Raw genomic sequence first — 3,233 nt, 5'->3', positions numbered from 1 at the left:
ATCGCATCGGTGGCGCTGCGCCGCTTCGCGCAGCTCGTGCAGGCGGCCGCGAAGGCGGCCTGACGTTCGCCGCGGGTTGCCGCCGCCGCGCACGCACCTGCGCGGCGGCGCAGGGGTCGCCGCGGCGTCGCGCGATCGCGGGTAGTGGTTGACGCCGCACGGCGGTTGCGCCGGTCGCGCCGCACGGTCGAGAATCCGGCGACGCCCACTGCCGGTCCCTTCGCATGACACGACGCATCGCTTTCGTCGCGGCCCAGACCGAGGAAGCGATCGCTGCACGCATCGCGCTCGTCGCGCGCTACGGCGAGGTGCCGATCGACCAGGCCGACGTCATCGTCGCCCTCGGCGGCGACGGCTTCATGCTGCGTTCGCTGCACCGCCACATGGCGCGCGCACTGCCGGTGTACGGCATGAAGCTGGGCACGGTCGGCTTCCTCATGAACCAGTACGGCCTCGACCGACTCGACGAACGCATCGAGCACGCACAGCCGACCGTGTTGCGTCCGCTGCTCATGGAAGCGGTCACCGAGGCGGGCAGCAGCACGACGTCGTTGGCCTTCAACGAAGTCTCGCTGCTGCGCCAGACGAAGCAGGCTGCGCACGTGCGCGTACTGCTCAATGGCGTGAGCAAGATCGAGGAGCTCGTCTGCGACGGCGTACTCGTGTCGACGACGGCCGGTTCGACCGCGTACAACCTCTCCGCGCACGGGCCGATCCTGCCGCTCGGTTCGCAGCTGCTCGCGCTGACCCCGATCAGCCCGTTCCGCCCGCGTCGCTGGCGCGGAGCGATCCTGCCGGCGGTCACCGAAGTGAAGTTCGAGATCCTCGATCCGTACAAGCGCCCGGTCAGCGCGACCGCGGATTCGCACGAGGTGCGCGACGTGACCGAAGTACTCATCCGCGAGTCGCGCGACCAGACCGTGACGCTGCTGTTCGATCCCGAGCACAACCTCGAGGAACGCATCCTCAACGAGCAGTTCGAGCTGTAGCGAATGGAGGCGGCCTCGGCAGGCGGACTCGTGCGGCGCTTGCGCGCCTGCGCGCGGCGGATGCCGCTCCTGCCGCTCCTGCTCGCGGCCGCCGGCTGCTCGTCGCTGCGCTACTACGCGCACGTCGCCCACGGCGAGGTCGCCTTGCTAGCCCGTCGCGAGCCGATCGAGCGCGCCGTCGGCGACGTGCGCCTCGATCCGTCGGTCCGCGAGCGTTTGCGTGGCGCCCTCGCGGCACGCCGTTTCGCGAGCGATCGACTCGACCTGCCGCGCAACCGCAGCTACGCGAGTTACGTGCAGCTGGATCGGCCGTTCGTGACCTGGAGCGTGTTCGCCGCGCCGGAGTTCTCGGTCGAGCCGCTGACGCACTGCTTCCCGTTCGCGGGTTGCGTCGGCTACCTCGGCTACTTCGACCACGCCCGGGCGGAGCGTGCCGCGGAGGAGCTGGCGCGCGCGGGCTACGACACGGCGGTGCGCGGCGTCGCGGCCTACTCGACGCTCGGCTGGTTCGCGGACCCGATCGTCTCGAGCATGCTGCGCGGCGGCGACGACGAGCTCGACCGCGTCATCTTCCACGAACTCGCCCACCAGAAGGTCTACGCCCGCGACGACACCGCGTTCAACGAGTCCTACGCCAGCTTCGTCGCCGACGAGGGGCTGCGCGAGTGGCGCGCGGCGAACGGGCGAGTCGCCGCGGATGCCGGCCCCGATCACGATGACGGGTTCACGCGACTCGCCCTCGATCTGCGCGAGCGACTGCGGTCCTTGTACGCGTCGTCGCGCGACGCCGCCGCGATGCGGCGCGACAAGGCTGCCGCGATCGACGCGTTTCGCCGCCGCCTGCGCGAACTGCGCGATGGCGAATGGCACGGCGATCATGCCTACGATGCCTGGATCTCGGCGCCGATCAACAACGCGAGCCTCGTTCCATTCGGTCTGTACGACCGGTGGCTGGATGCGTTCGCGGCGCTGTTCGACGCAAGCGCCGGCGACTGGAGCGTGTTCCACGCGCGCGTGCGCGATCTCGCTCGGCGGCCGCGGGACATTCGCGAGCGAGGCCTCGAAGCGTTGCAGGCCGCCGCGCAGGACGGGCGCGCGCACTGAACGCCGCAAACCGTGCGGCGGTGGCGTCAACCGCCCGGGCGCGCGCGCGTTGGGGTCGGGCAGGGCAATGGCGCCCGTCGTGGAACGGAGGAACATCATGCGTACGCACGCACTCGCCCGCGCATGTCTCGCCATCTCGATCGCGTGCGCGGGCGTCGCGGCCGCCGCGCCGGCCGCGGCGCACGCGGTCGCCGGAATCACCGTCGCCGTCGCGCCGCCGCGACTTCGGGTCGAGCACGTCGGCGTGCGCGTGGGCCGCGTCTGGGCGCCAGGCTACTGGCGCTGGAACGGGACGCGGCACGTCTGGGTGGGCGGCACCTGGGTCGTCGCACGTCCGGGCTATCGCTATGCGCCGGCGCGCTGGGCCCGGGTCGGGCCGTACTGGCGTTTCCATCGCGGCCATTGGGTGCGCGTGTAGCGCGAGCGGGATCGCTCCGACCGCGCGCGCGCGCCCGATCGGACGCCCGAGGACTCGACGAGGCCGCGCGCGCGGCCTCGTCACGATGCGTTACTGGTGCGCGGCCCAGCGTTGGTATTCGGAGCGGCTGACATGTCCATCCCGATTGAGGTCGGCGTGGATGAAGTCGTTTGCGAGCGGAGGATAGGCGGCTGCATCGTCCTCACCGATCTGGCCGCGACCGCTGCGATCGAGATCCGCGAACGGCGGCGGTGCGCCGTACTGGCGTGGCTGCGGCTGGCCGGACGTGACCGTGACTTCGCCTTTCGGAGTCTGGAAGGTCGTGCTGCTCGTATCCTGGGCGTTCGCGGCTACGGCGCATCCGAGCAGGCCGAGGGCGACGAGGTAGTGGCGCATGGTTTTCCTCCGGCAGTGATGGTCGTGCGGCCGGCGACGGTTGCGCCGGTCGTGGCGCCGATCGTCGAACACCGCAGATTAACCGCGGCGAACTGCGCGCGAGCGGCAACGGTGCGGCGCAGCCGACAGCGCGGCGTCCGACACGGGAGACACGCACGATGCGATGCGGAACAATGCGCCATGACCGCGTATCCGTTGCCGTTCCTCTTGCGCGTCGCCGTCGCGGCCGCGGCCGGACTCGTCGCTGCCTGCGAGGGCGCGAGCGAGCAGGATGCGGCGCGCGCGGCCGAACCACCGGCCAGCGGTGCCCGCGTGGCGCAGCCGCC

General features: G+C 71.4%; 5 protein-coding genes. 4 read left to right on the top strand and 1 reads right to left on the bottom strand.

The window, feature by feature from the left end; all coding sequences use genetic code 11:
* Positions 1-209: hypothetical protein (locus tag VI238_RS08960; RefSeq protein ID WP_331650573.1), on the bottom strand; the 209-nt coding region annotated here is incomplete at its 3' end.
* A gap of 15 nt (positions 210-224) precedes the next feature.
* On the opposite strand from VI238_RS08960, the gene VI238_RS08955 reads away from it, so the two are divergent.
* From VI238_RS08955 to VI238_RS08940, 4 genes are all read left to right on the top strand, one after another.
* Positions 225-989, top strand: a complete 765-nt coding sequence (locus tag VI238_RS08955) for an NAD kinase (RefSeq protein WP_331650571.1) — start codon at positions 225-227, stop codon at positions 987-989.
* Between the two features lie 60 nt (positions 990-1,049).
* Positions 1,050-2,093, top strand: coding sequence for an aminopeptidase (locus VI238_RS08950; RefSeq protein WP_331650569.1), 1,044 nt, complete (start codon positions 1,050-1,052; stop codon positions 2,091-2,093).
* Positions 2,094-2,190: 97 nt separating this feature from the next.
* Positions 2,191-2,511, top strand: a complete 321-nt coding sequence (locus VI238_RS08945; protein ID WP_331650567.1) for a hypothetical protein — start codon at positions 2,191-2,193, stop codon at positions 2,509-2,511.
* 132 nt (positions 2,512-2,643) lie between these two features.
* Positions 2,644-3,233, top strand: a 590-nt coding sequence (locus VI238_RS08940) for a hypothetical protein (RefSeq protein WP_331650565.1), incomplete at its 3' end; no start/stop codon positions are given.

Origin of the sequence: Dokdonella sp. (assembly GCF_036518555.1) — a bacterium.
In the GTDB taxonomy this organism is placed as follows: Bacteria; Pseudomonadota; Gammaproteobacteria; order Xanthomonadales; family Rhodanobacteraceae; genus Dokdonella_A.
The sequence above is the reverse complement of the archived record's forward strand: the minus strand, read 5'-3'. Positions and strand labels throughout refer to the sequence as shown.